A 21,784-nucleotide genomic window follows, 5' to 3' on the forward strand; every position below is an offset into this window, starting at 1 on the left:
GTGGCCGTGGCCGTTCGCCGGGTTCAGAAGAAGATTAATGGTAATCGGCCTGTTCAATAAGCGGCTCAATGGCGAAATACTGTCCGTTCTGAGTGGACAATCTCGCAGCGGGCGCTTGGCTTCGTCATAATGCCAGCCGATGATCCTTGTGGGAGCGAGCTTGCTCGCGATAGCGACGTGTCAGGTGCATGGATGCCACTGGAGGGACGCTATCGCGAGCAAGCTCGCTCCCACAAGGTCCGGCATGTTCTTCTCGATCTTGGCGTCTCTCCCATGAAAACCGTTGCAATGGTGCTGTTCCCTGATTTCCTGCTGCTCGACATGGCCGGGCCGCTCGAAGTGTTTTCCATCGCCAATCGTTTTCTTGCGCCCGATCAGCACTATCAGCTGCTGACCCTGGGCACCGAGCGGGGCCCATTGCGGGCGTCCAACGGGGTGACGGTCCAGGCCGATTTCCACATCGACCAGGCGTGGGCCGCCTATGACGTCTTGCTCGTGCCGGGCGGTCCTGGTGCCTATAACGATAGGCATCCTGGCTTGCATGCCTGGCTGCGGGCGTCGGCGCAACGGGCCACGCGCTACGGCTCTATCTGCACCGGTGCCTTCGTGCTGGGCGAGGCGGGGTTGCTCGACGAACACCGCGTCACCACCCATTGGCATTACACCGAACGCTTGATCCAGCGTTTCCCCAAGGCGCTGGTCGAGACCGACAAAATCTATTTGCAGGATCGGCGCTTGATCACCTCCGGCGGTGTCACGGCCGGTATCGACATGGCGTTGTCTATCGTCGCCCAGGATCATGGACGGAAGGTCGCGCTGGATATCGCCAAGGTGCTTCTGGTGGTGATGAAACGCCAAGGCGGGCAGGCGCAGTTCAGTCCGCTGGTGGCGGCGGTGGCGACCCAGGAGTCGGCGGTCACCCGCGTGCAGCATTACGTGATGGAGCATCTGGAAGAGCCGTTCACCATCGAGCGCATGGCGGCGTTGGCGGCCATGAGTTCCAGGCACTTCGCCCGGCTCTTCGTCCGGGAAGTGAAGATGACCCCCATGGAATTCCTCCAGGGCGCGCGCATCGACCGGGCGCGACAGTTGCTGGAGTCCACCGACTTGCCCCTCAAGACCGTGGCCTTTCGCAGCGGGTTCGGCAGCGTCCGCCACATGCGCTTGCTGTTCAGCGAAAAGCTCGGCCTGACCCCAGTCCAGTACCGTCAACAGTTCAGTTGAGCCGTCGGTGTCCGTCCAGGGCACCGTGATGTCCGTGATGCGTCCTGTGCCAGCATTGTTCTCTGGCGGGTGGCTGCCAAGATAAGGGCGAACCCTCTGGAAAGGATGCGCAAAGAGCCAGGGCAGACGCTTGCGATGATTCGCAACGCCACGCCCGGACCGGTTATCTGGCGCAGGATCGCTCAATGAACAGCTTCGTCAAACCTGGCACCGAACAGACGGTGGGCTTCGGTCCGTTTGTCTTTCACCGACAGCAGCGACTGGTCACCCGCGACGGCCAACCCCTGGCGTTGGGCGGTCGCGCCCTGGATATTCTGCAACTGCTGGTGGCGCACGCCGGCAGCTTCGTCAGCAAACAAACGCTCATCGCTCACGTCTGGCCTGACAGCGTGGTGGAGGAGATCAACCTGCGGGTGCATATCGCGGCGCTGCGGCGAACGTTCGGCGACGGACGGGATGGCAAACGCTACATCCTCAATCACCCCCACCAGGGCTACTGCTTTGCCGCGCCGCTGGTTGTCGAGCCGAGTGCCGACGGGCCCGATGCCGAACAGGGCGAGCGGCACAATCTACCCGCGCGCCTGAGCCCGGTGATCGGACGCGACAAAGTGCTGGGGCGGTTGCTTGTCGAAGTCCCGCGCCAGCCCCTGACCACCGTCACCGGCTCGGGCGGCGTCGGCAAGACCACTGTGGTCCTGCGGGCAGCAGAGCTGCTGCTGGAGCATTTCGACCAAGGCGCCTGGTTCATTGACTTGTCCGACATCAACGACCCGAGCCTGATTGCGCCGCGGATCTGCCATGCCCTCGGTTTGGAAGACGGACCGTTGGAGCAGCGACTGCAATCCTGCCGGGTGTTGCTGGTGCTCGACGGTGTTGAACACTTGCTCGGGGCCTGTCGGGAATTGGCCCTGATGCTGGGTGCGTCGGCCCCCGGTGTGTCGCTGTTGTTCAGCAGCCGTGAAATCCTCGATCTGGCGCAAGAAAATGTCCTGCAACTGCCCGGCCTGACGGTGGCGTCGCCCCGCGACCCGGATCACCAGGTGCTGGCGTGCCCGGCGGTGCAGTTACTGATGGATCGCGTCGGCGCTCGACAGCAAGGCTTCACGCCGGGGGAGCGTGACCTGGTGCTCCTCGCACAGATTTGCCGGCGCCTGGATGGCGTACCGCTGGCGTTGGAATTGGCGGCGGCCCAAGTCGATGTCCTGGGGGTTGCTGGCGTTCTGGAACAATTGGACGGCGGTCTGTCGGTGCTCAGCCACGGGCGTCGCACGGCCGTGGCGCGTCACGGCAGCCTGGAGGCAGCGCTGGACTGGAGCTTCGAGCGCTTGAGTCGCGATGAACAAACGGTGTTCCAGAGACTGGCGGTGTTTGAACAGGCGTTTTCCCTGAAAGCCGCGATGGCCGTCATCAGTTGCACTGACCTGGGTATGGAGCGGTTGCCCTGGCTGCTGTCACGGCTGGTCAGGCAATCGCTGGTGATGGTCGAACAACGGGCCGAAGGGACTCGGTTCTATCTGCTGAACACCACCCGTGCCTATGCCCTGGAAAAATTGCGGCGTAATGGCCAGTGGCATTTGCTGCGGCGCCGCTACGTGCTCCAGAACGCGTGGCAGCTGCGCCATTCACGACCCGAGCCGACGAGCCAGCGCCTGGAGCAGCACGCCGGCTTCCGTTAGATCGGGGGTGTCGAACCCTTCCGCAAAGCCTCGATAGACCGGCCCGAGCAGGTCGTGCGCGGCCTCGTCCTGACCTTGCCGCTGCCACAGGCGGGCCAGGGAGATGGCACCGCGCAGCTCCCAGGCGCGCGCGCCTTGGCGTCGTGCCACGGCCAGCGCGGCCAGCAGATGGGCTTCGGCATTCGCTTCGGCACCCGCACCGCCCTGTGCCAGCAAGGCTTCGGCGGCGGCACGCAGGATCTCCGCCGAGCACCAGCCCGCCGCGCCACTGTGGGCACGTTCGATCTGGGTCGGGCTGACGGTATCCGGCCGGACAGTCACGACCATGTCCTGGATAAGACTGGTAGGGGACGGGCACGCCTCGAGGGGCCCGCCGTCGAACGCGCGCTCGAAGTGGCAGGCCCAGTCATGGAACAGCATCACCGAGTGTTTCCGGGCCTGGTGTTTCAGCATATCGAGCCGTTCCCGGGCGGTGGAGTAATCCCCGGTGTACTGGGCGATCACGCAACCACTCACCGCCAGGGTGTAGCAGATCGACAGGCCGTGGTTGATTTGCAGGGCAATCTGCAGGGCGAGGTTGGCGGTGCGCCGGGCTTTCTCGGGGAAGCCCTGGAGCCAGAGGATCCGCGCCAGGATCGTCAGCGCCGCCACGCTCTGTTCGTATTGCACGCCGAAACCGTGAGTGAAGCGACTCAAGTGACCGTTCTGGGCCAGGCGCTGGATGACCTGCTCGGCATCGTGCCGCGCCGCACCCTGGTCGCCGATGAAATGCAACGCCAGTACTCGCAGGCGCTGGGCACTCAAGGACATGACCGGATCGCCCGGCAGGCCCAGCCGGTCGAACTCCTGGCAATGTTCCAACGCCTGTTGATAGCGCCCGCAACTGAGGTTGACCGTCATGTGGCCGGACAGGGCCCGCAGTTCACCGGCCAGGTCTTGATACTGTCGGGCGAGGCGCCGAGCCGTGGCGAACGCCGCGACGGTGGCGGGCGTGCCGCCTTCGGTGTGGTAGTTGAGACTGGCGTGGGCCAGTTCCAGGGCGAGGGTCAACCTTGGGCATGGCGAGGCGCTGCCTTGCAGCAGTTCCCGGGCCTTGTTGACGTAAAGACCGTGCTCCTTGAGGAGTGACAACTCCTGCCAGAGGGGCAGGGTGCGCGCCGTCAAGCGGATCGCCACGCTGTGGGAACCGTGCGGGCCCAGCCCTCGGTCCAGCGCCGCGCGAATGTCGTCGCGGTAGGTCGCGTAGCGCGCGATCCACAGCCGCGTCGGGGTCTGTTCCCAATCTTTTTCAGCCTGCTCCATGAGGGTCAGGCAGCGCTCGGCGTGGCGCGCCTGGCTGGCGGCGAGTTCGCCTGCCGCGATCAATTTCTCCAAGGCGTAGCTGCGGGTGGTATCCAGCAGGCAATAGCGGACCTCTTCGTCACCGATCTCGACGTTGAGCAGCGATTTGGCGACCAGTTGACTGATCGACACCAGCACCTGTTCGGGCGCCACATGCTGGCCGACGATGACCGCTGCCGCCGATGCCAGGTTGAAGTTGCCCATGAACACCGCCAACCGTCGCAGGCAAGTCTGCTCGCAGGCGGTGAGCAGCGCGAAGCTCCAATCCAGCGTGGCCCGCAGTGTTTGCTGGCGCGGTGCGCTGGCGTGATTGTCGTGGACGAGCAGGGCGACGCTGTCCTGCAATTGGCGGCGCAGCTCTTCGAGCCCGAAGCGTCCCACCTGTGCGGCCGCCAGCTCGATGGCCAGGGGAATGCCATCCAGCCGCTGGCAGATGTCGATGACCAGCGGGATCTGATGGTCGGTCAGCTCGAAGTCGTCCTGGCTGGCCATCGCCCGCTCGGCAAACAGTTGCAGTGCCGGGTATTCCAGGGCCGGATAGCCTTCGATGGCCATTCCCCGGGGCGGCAGCGCCAGGGACTCGAGGCGCTGCACATGCTCGCCCTCGGCGCGCAAGCCCTCGCGGCTGGTGGCCAGGATGTGCAGGTGAGGAGCGCCGCGCAGCAAGGTCTCGCAGAGCAGGGCGACGGCGTCGATCAAATGCTCGCAGGTGTCGATCACCAGCAGGAAATGGCGATCCTTGAGCGGTCTGAGGATCGTTTCAAGCGGTGCGCCGTCTTGCGGCGACAGCTCCAGCAGGGCGCAGAGGTTCGGCGCGATCATGGCCGGGTCGTTGAGCGAGCCCAGGTCCAGCAGATAGATGCCATCACGGTAATGTCCGATCAGCCGCTCGGCGACGCGCAAGGCAACGGTGGTCTTGCCGATGCCGCCACTGCCGACCAGGGTGATGAAGCGTTTTCGCGGCAACTGGGCGACCAGGCTTTCCACCAGGCCCTGGCGTCCGATCACGCGGGTGCGGCGCGGCGGCAGGTTGCCTGCCAGGGAAGGGTGGGGGATACGGGCCAGTTGCTCGGGCGGTTCGCTGGTGACCGGCGCGACAAAGCTGTAGCCACGCTGCGCCACGGTGACGATGTAGCGCTGGCCAGCCTGTCCGTCGCCCAAGGCCTTGCGCAGGGCTGCCACGTGAACCCGCAGGTTGGTGTCTTCCACCACGCTTTTGGGCCAGACACGGGCGATCAATTGCTGCTTGCTCACCACCTGGCCAGCGTGTTCGAGCAGTGCCAGCAGAATCTCCACCGCCCGCCGCCCGAGGCGCAACGGCTGCCCGCCCTCCAACACCAGGCGCTGGCGCGGATGGACCCGATAGGGGCCGAAATGCACCGTCTTTTCGACGGGCAGGCTGAGGTATTGGCTCATGGCGTGCTCATGGTTCTGTCCATGGAGATGGGCTGTACCCGACTATATTCCTCAGGTTTTATGTCAAGCGCAACGGCGGGTGGTGTTGCCATGTCCCTGCGCAACGCCAAACCCGTGGCGAGGGAGCTTGCTCCCGCTGGGCCGCGAAGCGGCCCCAAAAACCCTCGTTTCCCAATCAATCCGGCACACCGAGGCGACAATCCCGGGGCCGCTGCGCAGCCCAGCGGGAGCAAGCTCCCTCGCCACAAAAGCACGTCAGTTCCGAAAAAATTAACAACGTTTAACTCACGCAAATATCTCCCCTGGCCGGACCATTGAGCGATCCACCCACCTCAAGGAGTCATGTCATGAGCACGTTCATCACCCGCGACGGCACAGAGATCTACTACAAGGACTGGGGCACTGGCCAACCGGTGGTCTTCAGCCACGGCTGGCCATTGAACTCCGACAGTTGGGAGGCGCAGATGATGTTCCTCGCATCCAACGGCTACCGGGTGATTGCCCACGACCGCCGTGGCCACGGGCGTTCCAGCCAGCCGTGGGATGGCAATGACATGAACACTTACGCCGATGACCTGGCCGAACTGATCGAGCGCCTGGACCTCAAGGACGCGGTGTTGCTCGGTTTCTCCACCGGCGGTGGCGAAGTGGCGCGCTACATCGGTCGTCATGGCGCCGCCCGCGTCGCCAAGCTCGGCCTGATCTCGGCCGTCACCCCGTTGATGCTCAGGACCCCGGCCAACCCTGGCGGCCTGCCCATCGAAGTCTTCGACGGCTTCCGCCAAGCCTCCCTGGCCGACCGTTCTCAGCTATACAAGGACGTGGCCAGCGCGTTTTTCGGTGCCAACCGTCCGGGCGCCAAAGTTTCCCAGGGCATGATCGACTGGTTCTGGATGCAAGGCATGCTTGCCGGCCACAAGAACACTTACGACTGCATCAAGGCGTTCTCGGAGACCGACCTTTCCGAAGACCTGCGCAACATCGACGTGCCGACCCTGGTGGTCCATGGCGATGACGACCAGGTGGTGCCGATCGAAACCGCCGGCATCGCGGCCGCCAAACTGCTCAAGAATTCGCAGCTGCTGGTTTACCCAGGCGCGCCCCACGGCCTGACCGACACCCACAAGGACCAACTGAACGCTGACCTGTTGGCGTTCATCCGAGGCTGATCAGGGCGCAAACCTGTGGGAGCGAGCTTGCTCGCGATGGCGGTGAGTCAGCTTGCATCGATGTTGAATGTGATGACGCCATCGCGAGCAAGCTCGCTCCCACAGGTTCGGTATTGAACAGGAACGACACCCATGAACCGCAACGATTTACGCCGTCTCGACATGAACCTCCTGGTGATCTTCGAGGCATTGATGTTCGAGAAGAACCTGACCCGCGTCGCCGAAAAGCTGTTCATGGGCCAGCCGGCGGTGAGCGCGGCGCTCGGGCGGCTGCGGGATCTGTTCGACGACCCGCTGCTGATCCGCCACGGCCGAGGCATGGAACCCACGCCGCGGGCCCTGGCGATCCTGCAGGAACTGCAGCCGGCCATGGACACCATTTCCAGCGCGGTCAGCCGGGCCAAGGCATTCGACCCGTCCACCAGTTGCGACGTGTTCCGCGTCGGTCTGTCGGACGATGCCGAGTTCGGCCTGTTTCCGCCACTGCTGAGTCAACTGCGCGAAGAAGCGCCGGGCATCATCGTCGTGGTGCGCCGGGCCAATTTCCTGCTGATGTCGTCGCTGCTGGCCAGCGGCGAGATCAGCGTCGGCGTCAGCTACACCACCGACTTGCCAGCCAATGCCAAGCGCAAGAAACTGCGGGACATTCCCTGCAAGGTCTTGCGCGGCGACAACCGTCCCGGGCCGTTGACCCTGGACGAGTACTGTTCGCGGCCCCACGCCATGGTCTCGTTTTCGGGCGACCTGAGCGGCAACATCGACCTGGACCTGGCCCGCATCGGCCGGGCGCGCAAGGTCGTGCTGGCGGTACCGCAATTCAGCGGCCTGCGGGCCTTGCTGGCCGGCACCGAGCTGATCGCCACCGTTCCCGACTACGCCGCCTGTGCGCTGGTGGAAGGCTGTGCGCTACGCGCCGAAGACCCGCCGTTCGAAATCAATGCCGCCGAGTTGTCGATGGTCTGGAGCGGCGTGCATGACAACGACCCCGCCGAGCGCTGGCTGCGTTCGCGCATCGCCACCCACATGTCCCAACCGTTGCCTGCAGCCGCGGCCGTCTCGACGGACCCGGCCGGAGCCCACCGATGAATAGCACTGATGAACGCCGCATGCAGGACCTGGGCCTGCTGTTCCTGCGCCTGAGCGGCGCGTTGTTCCTACTGTGGGTGCATGGCTTGCCCAAGTTGCTGAACTACAGCGCCGAACTGACCCGCATCGAAGACCCGTTCCACCTCGGCGCCGCACCCACGCTGATCCTGGCGATTTTCGCCGAGGTGCTGTGTCCGTTGCTGATCATGGCCGGCGTGCTGGTGCGCCTGGCGTGCCTGCCGATCCTGTTCCTGCTGGCCGTGGCGCTGCTGGTGGTGCATCCGCAGTGGAGCCTGGAAGAAGGGCAGTTCGGCTGGTTACTGCTGATCATATTTACCAGCGTATTCATTGCCGGCCCCGGCCGCCTGGCGATGAACACGCGTTTTGATGGAGTGCTTCGCCATGTCTGAATCCCCAACCCTCGAATCCACCGCGAAACCGGCCATGCCCGGTTCCGACGAAATCGTCACGCTGGTGGTCAAGCACCGGATCAAGGCCGGCCAGGACGGCGCCTATGAAGCCTGGTTGCGGCGCATCGTCAGCGTTGCCGGCCAGTGGCCGGGGCATCTGGGCGTGGATGTGGTCCGGGGCAAGCAGGGCGGATTGTCGTTGTTTACCTGCGTGCTGCGTTTCTGTTCCACCGAGGCCATGCAGCGCTGGCTGGACTCGTCCGAGCGCCGCGAATTGGTGAATGAGGCCACGCCGCTGCTGGCCGACGGCGACCAGACTGAAGTCGCCTCCCACAAGGAATTCTGGTTCGCCCCGCTGGCCGATGCCGCTACGCCGCCACCGCGCTGGAAACAATCGGTGGTGACGCTATTCGTCATCCTGCCGCACACGCTGCTGGTGCCCTTGCTCTGGGGCCCGCTGCTGCAACTCAACGCGTTCCTGTCCAACTACGTGGTCGCCACGTTCCTGATCACCGTGACCATCGTGCTTTCGGTGGTGTACGTGTGCATGCCGCTGGCGACCCGCCTGTTCGCGCCATGGTTGGAAGCGTCCAAGGCCCACGAACACCTGGAGCCCGGCCATGGCCAATAACGACGATCCAACCGATCCGCTGCGCCGCCAACTGCTCGCCGCCGGATCGTTGCTCAGCGCCGCCGCGGCTTTCTGGCCGCGCCTGTCCCTTGCTTCTTCCCATTCACAAGGAAACCCTATGAACGCCGATCTGATTCTGTTCAATGGCCAATTCCACACCGTCGACCGCGAGAAGCCTCGCGCCAGCGCGGTTGCCATCAGCCAAGGGCGCTTCGTCGCCGTGGGCACCGACGCCGAGGCCATGGCCTTGCGTGGCAGCGGCACCCAGGTCATTGACCTCAAGGGCCGCACCGTCATTCCCGGGCTCAACGACTCGCACCTGCACCTGATCCGTGGCGGCTTGAACTACAACCTGGAATTGCGCTGGGAAGGTGTGCCGTCCTTGGCCGATGCCTTGCGCATGCTCAAGGACCAGGCCGACCGCACGCCGACGCCACAATGGGTACGCGTAGTGGGCGGCTGGAATGAATTCCAGTTCGCCGAAAAACGCATGCCGACCCTGGAAGAACTCAACCAGGCCGCGCCCGATACCCCGGTGTTCGTGTTGCATTTGTACGACCGCGCCTTGCTCAACCGCGCCGCGTTGCGCGTGGCCGGCTACACACGCGACACGCCGAACCCGCCCGGTGGCGAGATTGTTCGCGATGCCAACGGGAATCCGACCGGCATGCTGGTGGCGCGGCCCAACGCGATGATCCTTTACTCGACCCTGGCGAAGGGACCGAAGCTGCCGCTGGAATACCAGGTCAACTCCACCCGCCAGTTCATGCGCGAGCTCAATCGCCTGGGCCTGACCAGCGCCATCGACAGCCGGCGGCGGCTACCAGAACTACCCGGACGACTACGCGGTGATCGAGCAATTGGCCCGCGAGCAACAGATGACGGTGCGCATCGCCTACAACCTGTTCACCCAGAAGCCCAAGGAAGAGCTCACCGACTTCAAGAACTGGACCGGCAGCGTCAAGCTGCACCAGGGCGACGACTTCCTGCGGCACAACGGCGCCGGCGAAATGCTGGTGTTCTCCGCAGCGGACTTCGAAGACTTCCTCGAACCGCGCCCGGACCTGCCGCCAGGCATGGAGCAGGACCTGGAACCGGTGGTTCGTCATCTGGTGGAACAGCGCTGGCCATTCCGCCTGCACGCGACCTATGACGAATCCATCAGCCGCATGCTCGACGTGTTCGAGAAGGTCAACCGCGACATCCCGTTCAACGGCCTGCCATGGTTCTTTGACCACGCCGAGACCATTACGCCGAAGAACATCGAACGCGTGCGAGCACTGGGCGGCGGTATCGCAATCCAGGACCGCATGGCCTTCCAGGGCGAATATTTCGTTGATCGCTACGGCGCCAAGGCGGCCGAGGCCACGCCGCCGATCAAGCGCATGCTCGCCGAAGGCGTGCCGGTGGGCGCCGGCACCGACGCCACCCGCGTCTCCAGCTACAACCCGTGGACCTCGCTGTACTGGATGGTCAGCGGTCGTACCGTTGGCGGCCTGTCGTTGCACGAAGAAGGCCTGCCGCGCCTGACCGCGCTGGAACTGTTCACCCATGGCAGCGCCTGGTTCTCGTCCGAGCAGGGCAAGAAAGGCCAGATCAAGGTCGGCCAACTGGCGGACTTGGCTGCCCTGAGCGCGGACTTCTTCAGCGTCGAGGAAGAAGCCATCAAGTGGATCGAGTCGGTGTTGACCGTGGTCGACGGCAAGGTGGTCTACGCCGCCGGCGACTTCGAAAAACTCGGCCCGGCCAGCGTCCCGGTGCTGCCGGACTGGTCGCCCGTGGTCAAGGTCCCGGGCCATTGGCGTCCGACCTCACCGTTGCAGGCCCAGGTCCACCAGTGCAGCGGTCCGTGCACGGTGCACTCCCACAGCCACGAACGGGCGCGCTTGTCGAACGTCCCGGTCAGCGACTTCCAGGGTTTCTGGGGCGCGTTTGGCTGTTCCTGCTTTGCCTTTTGACTGACAAACATATTCCCCTGTGGGAGCGGGCTTGCTCGCGAAAGCGGTGTGTCAGCTTGCAAGGTTGTTGGATGTGACGACGCCTTCGCGAGCAAGCCCGCTCCCACATGGGGGCTGTAACATCCATCCCAAAGGAGTCATCCCATGAGCAACGTTCCCGCCTACAACCGCCTGAACAAAGACGACGCGGTGGTCCTGCTGGTCGATCACCAGACTGGCCTGATTTCCCTGGTCCAGGATTTCTCGCCCAACGAGTTCAAGAACAACGTATTGGCGTTGGCTGACCTGGCTAAATTCTTCGGCCTGCCAACCATTCTGACCACCAGTTTCGAACAAGGCCCTAACGGCCCGATCGTGCCGGAGCTCAAGGAAATGTTCCCGGACGCGCCGTACATTCCACGTCCAGGCCAGATCAACGCCTGGGACAACGAAGACTTCGTCAAGGCGATCAAGGCCACTGGTCGCAAGCAACTGATCATCGCTGGCGTGGTGACCGATGTCTGCGTGGCATTCCCGACCCTGTCGGCCCTGGCGGAAGGTTTCGACGTATTCGTCGTGACCGACGCCTCGGGTACCTTCAACGAAACCGTGCAGCAAGCCGCCTGGGTGCGCATGACTGCTGCGGGCGCGCAGATGATGAACTGGTTCTCGGTGGCCTGTGAGCTGCACCGCGACTGGCGCAACGACATCGAAGGCCTGGGCAACCTGCTGTCCCAGCGCATTCCGAACTACCGCAACCTGATGAACAGCTACTCGGCGCTGACGGCCAAGTAAGCAGCGTCCTGGCTGAACAGGTGCCCGCCAATGTGCGGGCATCTTTTTGTCTGCCGAAGCACCCTTGTGGCGAGGGGATTTATCCCCGCTGGGCTGCGCAGCAGCCCAAAATAGGCTTACTCGGTGTGTCAGAATGTTCACATGGTTAGTTATTGGGTCTGCTACGCAGCCCAGCGGGGATAAATCCCCTCGCCACAGGTTTTGTATTTGGCTTGGATGTTTCTAAGTCCCACCCACGGAATGACAATGAACCCCTTCGAAGAAATGCGCATATTTGCCCAGGTCATGGAGTCGGGCAGTTTCACCGCGGCGGCGGACAAGCTCGGGCTGTCCAAGCAATTCGTCAGCCGCAAGCTCATGGAGCTGGAGCAGCGCCTGGGCGTGCGCTTGCTCAACCGCTCGACGCGACGGCTGGACGTGACGCCGCTCGGCCAGCGCTACTACGAGGCGGCGTTGCGCCTGCTCAGTGAAGTCGAGCAAGTGGAGCAGGGCATCAGCGGCCAGACCAGCGAGCCGCGCGGGACCATTCGACTCAGCGCGCCGTTGTCGTTCGCCGTGGCGCACCTGGGCTGCCTGCTGCCGCAGTTCTTGCAGCGCTACCGGGACGTTAGCGTCGAGGTGGACCTGAGCGATCGCTCGGTGGACCTGCTGGGCGAGGGCTACGACCTGGCGCTGAGGATCGGCGTGCTGGAGGATTCAACCCTGATCGCCCGGCGCATCGCGAGCATCGAACGGGTGTACTGCGCCAGCCCGGCCTATCTCGCGGAGAACGGCACGCCCGCACGACCTGAAGACCTGCGCAATCACGACTGCCTGCCCTATGGACACAGCCGTCAGGTGCAGTGGCGTTTCGAGGGAAATGGCAAACCGCTGGTCCTGGAAGTGGCGGGGCGGATGCGGGCCAATAACGGCGACCTGCTCAGGGATGCGGCGATCGCCGGTATGGGGATCACCTACCTGCCGACCTTCATCCTTGGTGAGGCGTTGAAGGACGGGCGGTTGGTCAAGCTGCTGGAGGGCTTTGAAACCGAGCCGTTGGCGCTGTCGGCGGTCTACCCGCAACATCGCCAGGCTTCGCGCCCGGTGCAGGCGCTGGTGGAGTTCCTGCGCGAGCGGATGCAATAAAGGCCGGAACGCTTCAATCCTGATGAGTGGCTGAAGCGTTCGCGGCCTTCGATCAAGCGGCGAGGTTGGCGCTGCTCAGTTCTTTCTTGTACTGCGCCTTCATGGTTTCCATCTGTTCGCCCAAGGCGTCCAGCTTGGCCTTGCCCAGCACCTTCTTGGCTTTCGGGAACATTTCCTTTTCTTCTTCCTCGATGTGGTGCTCCAGCAGCTCCTTGACCACCTTCACCCGGCCCGCAAATTCAGGCTGGGAAGGATCGGTGGTTTTCAGGTCCGGCAGCACCAGCGAGTCGACGGTGCGGTGCTCTTCCTTGGCTTCGTAGTACATCTCGGCTTCTTCCTTGCCGCCTTCCTGCTTGAAGGCCGGGTAGAGGATTTCTTCTTCGAGGCGGGTATGGATGGTCACTTCCATTTCCAGCTTCGCCAGCAGCTCGGTGCGTTTCTTGACGGCGCGATCAGTGGATTCACTCAGCTGAGTGAGGATGGCTTTGACGCGTTCATGGTCGGCTTTCAACAGGTCGATGGCGTTCATGTGCTGCTCCTCGGTCATTCACGGATGCGGGCCGGCTTCGAGCGCCGACGCCACGTGACAGGAAAGGTGCATCCCTCGTGCCAGCCGAGTCGCTTTTAAATTCTCTTTAAAAACAGTTAGTTATGACGGAGTCGAGTTTTGTCATCGTGCAGGCTGCATGAGCGGCGGTTAAAACGCCTTGCACTTTGCGCTGCCGGGTCAGGTGTTGTCGATCTGTTGCCGAACCCGTTCCGCCAGCGCCAGGCAAGATGTCAGTCCGGGCGATTCGATGCCGAACAGGTTGATCAGACCCGGTATTCCATGCTCGGCGGCAGCGCTGATCAGAAAGTCCCGAGCCGGTTCCCCCGGTGCGGAAATTTTCGGGCGGATCCCGCTGTAGGCCGGTTGCAGGCTCTGATCGGGCAGGCCTGGCCAGTAATTTCGAATGGCCTGGTAAAAGGCTTCGGCTCGAGCCGGATCCACTCGGTAATCTTCCGTATCGACCCATTCGGTGTCAGGACCGAAGCGCGCCTGGCCGGCCAGGTCGAGGGTCATGTGAATGCCCAGGCCGGCCGCTTCCGGCGCGGGGTAGACCAGATGGCGGAACGGCGCCCGCCCGGACAGTTGGAAGTAGTTGCCCTTGCACAGGTATTCATCAGGCACCCAATGCCGGTCGAGGCCTTCGATCCGGCGGGCGAGGGCAGGGGCCTGGAGGCCAGCGGCGTTGATCAATTGCCGGCAGGACAATGTCATCTGCGCCGTGCCGCCCAACACCAGGCTGAAGCCCTCGTCGATAACCCGGGCCTCCAGCAAGGGCGTGCGAAACACCACGTTGGCGCCGGCCGCCTCGGCATCGCCCTGCAGCGCCAGCATCAAGGCATGGACGTCAACGATTCCGGTGGAGGGCGAGTACAACGCGCCGACACAGGACAGCTCCGGCTCCAGTGCCTGTGCTTGTTCCTGATCGAGCAGGCGCAGGTCGTCGACGCCGTTGAGCAGGCCGCGGGCCAGCAGCATTTCAAGCCCCGCCAACTGTGCCTGATCCTTGGCCACGATCAATTTACCGAGCCGGCGAGTCTCGACGCCGTGGCTGTCGCAGTACTCATATAGCCGTCGCCGGCCTTCGACGCACAACTGCGCCTTGAGACTGCCGGGCGGGTAATAAAGCCCGGCATGGATCACTTCGGAATTGCGCGAACTGATGCCCGTGCCGATGGCATCGCCTGCTTCGATCACCAGCACTTCATGCCCGGCCTGTGCCATCTCCCGCGCCACAGCGAGGCCGACGACGCCTGCGCCGACGACTATGCAATCGATATCGACGCTCAACGCAGCGGCTTCCAAAATGAAAACAGCTTCTGCGCGACGGTGGTCTGGTTGGTCAAGCCCAAGTCATCGATCCTCACGGGTGTGCCAAAGGCGTAGCAGGTAAAGGGTAGAACCGACTATTTCATAGCGCATTTCGTAATGGCCGACCTGAATTCTGCGTACGTCTCGAGGTTCGAACTCTTCCAGGCGTTCACCAATTCGCGGGTTAACCAGCAGAGAGCTGGGCGCTGCCGTGAGTTGTTGCACGGTCCGCGCGGCGGCGGGTTGATTTACCGAAGCCAGAAACTCATAAAGTCGAGCAATGTCGGAAAGCGCCTTGCTGGTCCACTTCAACTCCATCAGCGCGGTACCGGTAACGGGGCGTCGGTGCTGAGACTGTCGGCCCAAGCCTGGACAGCCTGATGGTCAATTACTCGGCCAGCGTCCACGTCCGCCAACGCTTCATGGGTCAGCCGGCTTCGCTCCTCCTCCTGGTCGATCCAGGCAGATAACGCCTGTTTGACGATCCAATTCCTGGAGCGCTCGAGTCGCTCGGCCATCAGGTCGACTTTCTCGGCCAGGTGGACCGGGACATGAGCCGTGACCGATCGGGTCTTCGCAGTGGTAGTCATGGTGGATTTCTCCTTGGCAATCGACAGTAGGAGCCAGTCTTCTGAAGCAGTCACTCTCGAAGGCTGAGTATAGGTGATTAATTTTGAAGCTATGAGCAGCAAAATAAATCATATTGAATAAGGTGTCAGTATCAATCGCCTGAGTCTGGCTGAGCCAAGGCCGGCCGGCTATCACGCCTTGTGATAGAGCAGCCAAAAAAAATGCCCGCATCTCACGATACGGGCATTTTTGTTACCGATGACGCTCAGGCAATCAGCCGGTCAACCCAGCCTGCTGAACCAAGGTCAGCAACGGCTGCGGATATACACCGAGGAAGAACGCCAGGATGGCGATAGCCAGCAGCATCACGCCGCCTGCCTTTTGTTCCCAGTGCAACTCGGCATCGTGGCGACGCAGGTTCGGTTCCATCAGGTACAGGGTGACCATGACGCGCAGGTAGTAGAACACGCCGATGGCACTGCCCAGCACCAGGGAGCCGACCAGCCACCATTGGTGAGCCTCGACGCCGGTGGCGATGATGTAGAACTTGCCGATGAAGCCGGCGGTCAGCGGGATGCCGGCCAGGGACAGCATCATCACGGTCAGCACGGCGGTCAGGTACGGACGGCGCCAGAACAGGCCGCGGTATTCGTACAGGGCGTCGGCGTCGCGGCCGTTGTACGGCGAGGACATCAGGGTGATCACGCCGAACGCGCCGAGGCTGGTGATCACGTAGGTGACCAGGTACACGCCGATGGCTTCCACGGCCAGGCCCTTGCTGGCGATCAGGGCGATCAGCAGGTAGCCGAAGTGGGCGATGGACGAGTAACCCAGCAGGCGCTTGAGGTTGCTCTGGGTCAGTGCCAGCAGGTTACCGAACAGGATCGACGCGATGGCGATGATGGTCAGCACGTTGCTCAGCACGCCGCTGCTCGCCACTGGCGAGATCTGGAACAGCCGCACCATGACCGCGAACACCGCCACTTTCGACGCGGTGGCGAGGAACGCCGCCACGGGCGCCGGGGCGCCTTCGTAGACGTCCGGGGTCCACAGGTGGAACGGAACCAGCGACAGCTTGAACGCCAGGCCGATCAGCATCATGCCCAGGCCCAGTTGCGCGATCGGGCTAGGCAGGCCGGTGGCCGCCAGGGCCTGGCCGATGCCGACGAAGCTCAGGGTGCCGGCTTCGGCGTAGAGCAGGGCCATGCCGAACAACAGGAACGCGGAACCGGCCGCCGACAGCACCATGTACTTGATGCCGGCTTCCAGCGAGCGCTTGTTGAAGAAGGCGTAGGCCACCAGGCCGTAGACCGGCACCGACAGCAGCTCCAGGCCGATGAACAGGCTGGCCAGGTGCTGCGCGCTGACCAGGACCAAGCCACCGGCGGCGGCCATCAGGATCAGCAGGTACAGTTCTTCGCGGTTGCCCGGGTAACCCGAACCGCCATCACCCAGGTAGGCGTGGGCGAGGGTGACGCAGGCGAGGGTGGCGACCAGGATCAGCGCCATGTACAGGCACGCGAAGCTATCGATCTGGATCAGCGGTGTGACCGCCAGTGGCGCGACTTTCAGGGCCGGCAGAATCGACAGCAAGGCCAGGTTCAGCCCCGCCACCGACAGCAGGAAGGTTTGTGCGTGATTGCGGCGCCAGGCGATCGCCAGCATCACCACGATGATCGTGGCGCTGGTGATCAACAGCGGCGCAAGCGCGATAAAGTGTTGAATCGTGAATTCCATAGCGCTCTTACCGGGCCGAAGCGAGTTGAGAGAAGGCGGTGCCGAGCCACTGCTGCACGCCATGCATCGTGGCGGCGGAAGTGTCGAGGAACGGCTGCGGATAGACGCCGAGGTAAACCAGCAGCACCGCAAGGCCAAGCACCATGATCAGTTCGCGACCGTCCATGCCACGCAGCACTTCGTCCGACTTGGCCGGACCGAAGTAGGCGCGGTGGATCATGATCAGCGAGTAGACCGAACCGAACACCAGGCCGGACGTGGCAATCGCGGTGATCCATGGGGCGCTGACGAACGAGCCGATCAGGATCAGGAACTCGCCGACGAAGTTGCCAGTACCCGGCAGGCCCAGGGACGCGGCCGCGAAGAACAGGCTGATCGCCGGCAGGTAGGCGATGCGCGACCAGATGCCGCCCATTTCACGCATGTCACGGGTGTGCAGGCGCTCGTACAACTGACCGCTGAGGATAAACAGCGCCGCCGCCGACAGGCCGTGGGCCAGCATCTGGATCACCGCGCCTTGCAGGGCCAGCTGGCTGCCGGAGTAGATCCCGATCAACACGAAGCCCATGTGCGAAACGCTGGAGAATGCGATCAGGCGCTTGATGTCGGTCTGGGCGAAGGCCAGGAACGCACCGTAGAAAATCCCGATCAGGCCCAGGGTCATGGCAATCGGCGCGAACTCGGCCGAGGCATTCGGGAACAGCGGCAGGGCGAAACGCAGCAGGCCGTAGGCCGCCGTCTTCAGCAGAATACCGGCCAGGTCCACGGAACCGGCGGTCGGTGCCTGGGCGTGGGCGTCCGGCAGCCAGGAGTGGAACGGCACCACCGGCAGCTTCACCGCGAAGGCGATGAAGAAGCCCAGCATCAGCACGTACTCGGTGGTCTTGGACATCTGCACTTTCAACAGGTCGGCGTAGTTGAAGGTAATCACGCCAGTGTTGTTGAAGTTCACCAGGACCAGGCCAAGGATCGCCACCAACATGATCAGGCCGGAAGCCTGGGTGAAGATGAAGAACTTGGTCGCCGCGTAGATCCGGGTCTTCTTGCCGTCCGACGAACTGTGACCCCAGAGCGCGATGAGGAAGTACATCGGCACCAGCATCATTTCCCAGAAGAAGAAGAACATGAACAGGTCCAGCGCCAGGAACACGCCGACGACACCGCCCAGGATCCACATCAGGTTCAGGTGGAAGAAACCGACGTGACGCTGGATCTCTTTCCAGGAGCAGAGCACCGAGAGGATACCCAGCAGGCCGGTCAGGAGGATCATCAGCAGCGACAGGCCGTCGAGGGCCAGGTGCACGCTGATGCCGAAGCGCTCGATCCAGGTGTGCTTGAACTCAAGCGCCCAGGTCGGATCGGCGCCAGGGGCCGGTGCAAATGAATAGTCGCCGGTCGCCCACAGCCAGAGGCCGAGCGCGAGTTCCAGGGACATGGTCAGCAGCGCAATCCAGCGCGGGAGGGTAGAGCTGGAACGCTCCGCCATCCAGCACAGCAGGCCGCCGATGAAGGGGATCAGGATTAGCCAGGGCAGAATCATGACGGGCTCGTTTCCTTTCGCAAGTTCGCAAGGTTCATATCAGACCGCTACCAGCACGATGGCGCCGATAACCAGCACGGCGCCAGCCGCCATGGAAGCCGCATACCAACGCAGTTGACCGGTCTCGGTACGGCTCAGGGCGGTGTGGCCGCCCTTGGCCATGCGCGGGATCAGGCCAATGGTCTGGTCGAGCGGGTCTTTGCGCAGAATGTGGCTGATCGCAAGGTATGGCTTAACGAACAGTTTGTCGTAGATCCAATCGAAGCCCCAGGCAGCGAACCACCAGGCCGAGAGGAAACGCCCGATGCCGCTGTTGGCGATGGCCGTGACGAAGCGACGCTTGCCCAGGAACAGCAGGGCGGCCAGCAGGATACCCGCCAGGGCGATGGCACCCGAGGCGATTTCCAGGCTGTGCTTGGCTTCGCCGCCGGCATGGCCGACGCTTTGCGGCAGCACATCGGCCAGCGGTGGGGTGATCATGGCGCCGACGAAGGTCGACAGCACGATCAGCACCGACAGCGGCAGCCAATGGGCAATGCCGTGGCCGGCGTGGGCTTCAGTCTTGGCCTCACCGTGGAACGCGATGAAGATCAGGCGGAAGGTGTACAGTGAGGTCATGAACGCACCCACCAGGCCGGCATAAAGCAGACCCTGGTTACCGCTGGCGAACGCTTCCCAGAGGATTTCGTCCTTGGAGTAGAAGCCGGCGGTGACCAGTGGCAGGGCCGCCAGGGCCGCGCCGCCAACGATGAAGCTGGCATAGGCCAGCGGCAGTTTCTTCCACAGGCCGCCCATCTTGAAGATGTTCTGCTCGTGGTGGCAGGCCACGATCACCGCACCGGAGGCGAGGAACAACAGGGCCTTGAAGAAGGCGTGGGTCATCAGGTGGAAGATCGCGCCTTCCCAGGCGCCGACGCCCAGGGCCAGGAACATGTAGCCGATCTGGCTCATGGTCGAGTAGGCGAGGATGCGCTTGATGTCGGTCTGGACCAGTGCGGCAAAACCAGCCAGCACCAGGGTCACGCCGCCCACGATACCGACCAGGTGCAGGATGTCCGGCGCCAGGGCGAACAGGCCGTGGGTACGGGCGATCAGGTAGACACCGGCGGTCACCATGGTCGCGGCGTGGATCAGTGCCGAAACCGGCGTCGGGCCGGCCATCGCGTCCGCCAACCAGGTTTGCAGCGGCAGTTGCGCGGATTTACCGACAGCACCGCCCAGCAGCATCAGGGTCGCCAGGACGATCCAGAAGTCGCCGGCCTTGAAGTGCTCGGGCGCCTTGACCAGCAGCTCCTGGATGTTCAGCGTGCCCAGTTGCTGGAACAGGATGAACAGGCCGATGGCCATGAACACGTCGCCGATGCGGGTGACGATGAAGGCCTTGAGTGCGGCGTTACCGTTGTTGCGGTTGCTGTAGTAGAAACCGATCAACAGGTACGAGCACAGGCCCACGCCTTCCCAGCCGAAGTACAGGAACAACAGGTTATCGCCGAGCACCAGGAACAGCATGCTGGCGATGAACAGGTTGGTGTAGGCGAAGAAACGCGAGTAACCGGCTTCACCGCGCATGTACCAGGAGGCGAACAGGTGGATCAGGAAACCCACGCCGACCACCACGCCGAGCATGGTCACCGACAGGCCGTCCAGGTAGAGGGCGAAGTTCGGCGTAAAGCCTTCTACCGCCATCCAGCGCCACAGCACCTGCACGTACGCGCCACCTTCCGGCGGGGCGACGTTGAACTGCCAGATCACGTAGGCCGTGACGATGGCGGACAGGCCAATGGAACCCACGCCAACCAGCGCCGAAAGGTTTTCCGACCAGCGTCCACGGGAGAACGACAGCAGCAGGAAACCGATGAGGGGGAATATGAAAGTCAGGAAAAGAAGGTTCATCCGCGCATCTCGCTGGCAGCGTCAATATCGAGAGTGTGGAAGCGGCGGTACAGCTGCAACAGGATCGCCAGGCCAATACTGGCCTCGGCGGCTGCCAGGCTGATCACCAGGATGAACATGATCTGTCCATCCGGTTGCGCCCAGCGAGCGCCCGCGACGATGAAGGCCAGGGCGGAGGCATTCATCATGACCTCCAGGCTCATCAGCACGAACAGAATGTTGCGGCGGACCATCAGGCCGACCAGACCGAGACAGAACAGGATGCCGGCAACCGCCAGGCCATGTTCGAGAGGGATAGCAGGCATGTGATTACTCCTTCGCCTCGTTACGGCCCAAATGGAACGCCGTGACGACTGCGGCAAGCAGCAGCATCGAGGCGAGTTCGACCACCAGCAGGTACGGACCGAACAGGCTGATGCCCACGGCTTTCGCGCCCACGGTGGTGTGGCCGATGGCCTGGCCGCTCTGGTGGGCGAACAGCACATACAGCAGTTCACCCAGCAGCAGGGCGGACAGGATCACCGGTCCCGCCCAGATGCCAGGCTTGAGCCACGAGCGTTCCTGCTGGACCGCCGCCGGACCGAGGTTGAGCATCATCACCACGAACACGAACAGCACCATGATGGCGCCGGCGTAGGCGATCACTTCCAGGGCACCGGCGAACGGCGCACCGAGGGCAAAGAAGGTCATGGCCACGGCGATCAGCGAAATGATCAGGTAGAGCAGGGCGTGCACGGGGTTGGTGTTGGTGACCACACGAAGCGTGGACACCACCGCGATACCCGATGCGAAATAGAAAGCGAATTCCATCTTTCTTCCTTAAGGCAGCAAGCTCTTCACGTTGATCGGTTCGGCTTCGTTCTGCGCGGCGCCTTTCGGCTTACCGGCAATGGCCATACCTGCAACACGATAGAAGTTGTAATCAGGGTTTTTACCGGGACCGGAAATCAGCAGGTCTTCTTTCTCGTACACCAGGTCCTGACGCTTGAACTCGGCCATTTCGAAATCCGGCGTGAGCTGGATCGCGGTGGTCGGGCACGCTTCCTCGCAGAGGCCGCAGAAAATGCAGCGAGAGAAGTTGATGCGGAAGAAGTCCGGGTACCAGCGACCGTCTTCGGTCTCGGCTTTCTGCAGCGAGATGCAACCCACCGGGCACGCCACGGCGCACAGGTTGCAGGCCACGCAGCGCTCTTCGCCGTCAGGGTCGCGGGTCAGGACGATACGACCGCGATAACGCGGTGCCAGGTAGACCGGTTCTTCCGGGTATTGCAGGGTGTCGCGCTTGCGAAAGCCATGGCCGAAGATCATGACCAGGCTTCGCAGTTGGGTACCGGTACCCTTAACGATGTCGCCAATATATTTGAACATGGGTCAAA

The 21,784-nt window shown here is 63.1% G+C and carries 19 protein-coding genes and 1 pseudogene; 9 read left to right on the forward strand and 11 right to left on the reverse strand.

What is annotated here, in order from left to right; all coding sequences use genetic code 11:
* The first annotated feature begins 273 nt into the window (after nucleotides 1–273).
* Both AB4N42_RS13625 and AB4N42_RS13630 read left to right on the forward strand, forming a co-directional pair.
* Nucleotides 274–1,224 carry a GlxA family transcriptional regulator gene (locus AB4N42_RS13625; RefSeq protein WP_030141831.1) on the forward strand — a complete coding sequence of 317 codons (951 nt, stop codon included), beginning with the start codon at nucleotides 274–276 and terminating at the stop codon, nucleotides 1,222–1,224.
* 185 nt (nucleotides 1,225–1,409) lie between these two features.
* Complete coding sequence (locus AB4N42_RS13630) at nucleotides 1,410–2,900, forward strand: ATP-binding protein (protein ID WP_258647922.1); 1,491 nt, start codon at nucleotides 1,410–1,412, stop codon at nucleotides 2,898–2,900.
* Here AB4N42_RS13630 and AB4N42_RS13635 read toward each other — a convergent pair.
* Nucleotides 2,847–5,657, reverse strand: coding sequence for an ATP-binding protein (locus AB4N42_RS13635; protein ID WP_460116310.1), 2,811 nt, complete (start codon nucleotides 5,655–5,657; stop codon nucleotides 2,847–2,849). The genes AB4N42_RS13630 and AB4N42_RS13635 overlap by 54 nt on opposite strands.
* A 347-nt stretch (nucleotides 5,658–6,004) precedes the next feature.
* Between AB4N42_RS13635 and AB4N42_RS13640 the strand changes: the two genes are divergently transcribed.
* The 7 genes and pseudogenes from AB4N42_RS13640 (at nucleotide 6,005) to AB4N42_RS13670 (ending at nucleotide 12,810) form a co-directional block, all read left to right on the forward strand.
* The gene (locus AB4N42_RS13640) at nucleotides 6,005–6,826 is read left to right on the forward strand and encodes an alpha/beta fold hydrolase (RefSeq protein WP_030141303.1); all 822 of its coding nucleotides are present in this window, start codon (nucleotides 6,005–6,007) and stop codon (nucleotides 6,824–6,826) included.
* A gap of 132 nt (nucleotides 6,827–6,958) precedes the next feature.
* The gene (locus tag AB4N42_RS13645; RefSeq protein ID WP_030141304.1) at nucleotides 6,959–7,912 is read left to right on the forward strand and encodes a LysR family transcriptional regulator; all 954 of its coding nucleotides are present in this window, start codon (nucleotides 6,959–6,961) and stop codon (nucleotides 7,910–7,912) included.
* The gene (locus AB4N42_RS13650; RefSeq protein WP_030141305.1) at nucleotides 7,909–8,322 is read left to right on the forward strand and encodes a DoxX family protein; all 414 of its coding nucleotides are present in this window, start codon (nucleotides 7,909–7,911) and stop codon (nucleotides 8,320–8,322) included. Before AB4N42_RS13645 ends, AB4N42_RS13650 begins: the two co-directional genes overlap by 4 nt.
* Nucleotides 8,315–8,953, forward strand: a complete 639-nt coding sequence (locus AB4N42_RS13655; protein ID WP_198796042.1) for an antibiotic biosynthesis monooxygenase — start codon at nucleotides 8,315–8,317, stop codon at nucleotides 8,951–8,953. The genes AB4N42_RS13650 and AB4N42_RS13655 overlap by 8 nt, the downstream gene beginning before the upstream one ends.
* A 118-nt stretch (nucleotides 8,954–9,071) precedes the next feature.
* Nucleotides 9,072–10,911, forward strand: a pseudogene (locus tag AB4N42_RS13660) (amidohydrolase).
* Nucleotides 10,912–11,055: 144 nt separating this feature from the next.
* The gene (gene ycaC, locus AB4N42_RS13665) at nucleotides 11,056–11,685 is read left to right on the forward strand and encodes an isochorismate family cysteine hydrolase YcaC (protein WP_030141308.1); all 630 of its coding nucleotides are present in this window, start codon (nucleotides 11,056–11,058) and stop codon (nucleotides 11,683–11,685) included.
* Between the two features lie 246 nt (nucleotides 11,686–11,931).
* Nucleotides 11,932–12,810, forward strand: coding sequence for a LysR family transcriptional regulator (locus tag AB4N42_RS13670; protein WP_198796043.1), 879 nt, complete (start codon nucleotides 11,932–11,934; stop codon nucleotides 12,808–12,810).
* 52 nt (nucleotides 12,811–12,862) lie between these two features.
* Here AB4N42_RS13670 and AB4N42_RS13675 read toward each other — a convergent pair whose 3' ends face one another.
* The 10 genes from AB4N42_RS13675 to nuoI all read right to left on the reverse strand — a co-directional run bounded on the left by AB4N42_RS13675 (nucleotide 12,863) and on the right by nuoI (nucleotide 21,776).
* Nucleotides 12,863–13,339 carry a hemerythrin domain-containing protein gene (locus AB4N42_RS13675; RefSeq protein ID WP_030141310.1) on the reverse strand — a complete coding sequence of 159 codons (477 nt, stop codon included), beginning with the start codon at nucleotides 13,337–13,339 and terminating at the stop codon, nucleotides 12,863–12,865.
* A 198-nt stretch (nucleotides 13,340–13,537) separates the two neighbouring features.
* Nucleotides 13,538–14,647: an NAD(P)/FAD-dependent oxidoreductase gene (locus AB4N42_RS13680; RefSeq protein WP_460116311.1), complete on the reverse strand. Its 1,110-nt coding sequence runs from the start codon at nucleotides 14,645–14,647 to the stop codon at nucleotides 13,538–13,540.
* 63 nt (nucleotides 14,648–14,710) lie between these two features.
* Nucleotides 14,711–14,986, reverse strand: a complete 276-nt coding sequence (locus AB4N42_RS13685; protein WP_198796045.1) for a type II toxin-antitoxin system RelE/ParE family toxin — start codon at nucleotides 14,984–14,986, stop codon at nucleotides 14,711–14,713.
* Entirely contained in the window at nucleotides 14,986–15,258 is a 273-nt protein-coding gene (locus AB4N42_RS13690; RefSeq protein WP_030141313.1) for a CopG family ribbon-helix-helix protein, read from the reverse strand. Before AB4N42_RS13690 ends, AB4N42_RS13685 begins: the two co-directional genes overlap by 1 nt.
* Before the next feature lie 253 nt (nucleotides 15,259–15,511).
* On the reverse strand, nucleotides 15,512–16,975 hold the full coding sequence (gene nuoN, locus AB4N42_RS13695) for an NADH-quinone oxidoreductase subunit NuoN (protein ID WP_217859904.1): 1,464 nt from the start codon (nucleotides 16,973–16,975) through the stop codon (nucleotides 15,512–15,514).
* 7 nt (nucleotides 16,976–16,982) lie between these two features.
* Complete coding sequence (gene nuoM / locus AB4N42_RS13700) at nucleotides 16,983–18,515, reverse strand: NADH-quinone oxidoreductase subunit M (RefSeq protein WP_217859903.1); 1,533 nt, start codon at nucleotides 18,513–18,515, stop codon at nucleotides 16,983–16,985.
* A gap of 39 nt (nucleotides 18,516–18,554) precedes the next feature.
* On the reverse strand, nucleotides 18,555–20,408 hold the full coding sequence (gene nuoL / locus AB4N42_RS13705; protein WP_217859902.1) for an NADH-quinone oxidoreductase subunit L: 1,854 nt from the start codon (nucleotides 20,406–20,408) through the stop codon (nucleotides 18,555–18,557).
* On the reverse strand, nucleotides 20,405–20,713 hold the full coding sequence (gene nuoK / locus AB4N42_RS13710) for an NADH-quinone oxidoreductase subunit NuoK (RefSeq protein WP_003180046.1): 309 nt from the start codon (nucleotides 20,711–20,713) through the stop codon (nucleotides 20,405–20,407). The genes nuoL and nuoK overlap by 4 nt, the downstream gene beginning before the upstream one ends.
* A gap of 4 nt (nucleotides 20,714–20,717) precedes the next feature.
* Nucleotides 20,718–21,218: an NADH-quinone oxidoreductase subunit J gene (gene nuoJ, locus AB4N42_RS13715; protein ID WP_030141317.1), complete on the reverse strand. Its 501-nt coding sequence runs from the start codon at nucleotides 21,216–21,218 to the stop codon at nucleotides 20,718–20,720.
* Nucleotides 21,219–21,227: 9 nt separating this feature from the next.
* Nucleotides 21,228–21,776 (reverse strand): NADH-quinone oxidoreductase subunit NuoI, encoded by a 549-nt coding sequence (gene nuoI, locus AB4N42_RS13720; protein ID WP_003180051.1) that lies wholly within the window; start codon nucleotides 21,774–21,776, stop codon nucleotides 21,228–21,230.
* Nucleotides 21,777–21,784 lie beyond the last annotated feature (8 nt).

Source organism: Pseudomonas sp. H2_D02 (assembly GCF_054677635.1).